The organism is Corallococcus sp. AB049A, from assembly GCF_003668885.1.
GTDB lineage: Bacteria > Myxococcota > Myxococcia > Myxococcales > Myxococcaceae > Corallococcus > Corallococcus interemptor.
Window position 1 is genome coordinate 1 of the sequence record NZ_RAWL01001148.1, and the last position, 439, is coordinate 439.

Here is a 439-nt window from a genome sequence, read left to right on the forward strand (position 1 = left end):
GAACGTGCCAATGAGGTTGATGTGCACGACCTTGGCAAAGAAGTCTCCGGCCATGGGGCCGTTCTTGCCGAGGACACGACCGGCGCCGACGACGCCAGCGCAGTTGACCAGCAGGTTGAGGCCGCCCATACGCGATGTGGCGGTTTCCATAGTGGAGTTAACTTCGGCCTCGGAAGTTACGTCGCAGCGTAGGAATGAGGCGTTGGCGCCCAACTTGGCGGCAGCGGCCTGGCCGGGTCCTTCCTGGACGTCAACGAGCACGACTTTGCCGCCCTTCGAGGCGATATAGCTACCAACGGCAGCCCCCAGACCCGATGCGCCACCGGTGACGACCGCACGGGCGTCTTGAATTTTCATAGTGCTCCCCAAACAGGTCAGGCGATTTTCGTTTGGCCCGACCCAGCAGTAATTATACCGCGCGCGCCCCACAGGGCAGCCA

Annotated in this window: 1 protein-coding gene; it reads right to left on the reverse strand. The window is 62.2% G+C overall.

Going from position 1 to position 439, the window contains the following annotated elements; genetic code table 11:
* Positions 1 to 357, reverse strand: a 357-nt coding sequence (locus D7X55_RS43125; protein WP_147470507.1) for an SDR family NAD(P)-dependent oxidoreductase, incomplete at its 3' end; no start/stop codon positions are given.
* Between the last annotated feature and the right edge of the window lie 82 nt (positions 358 to 439).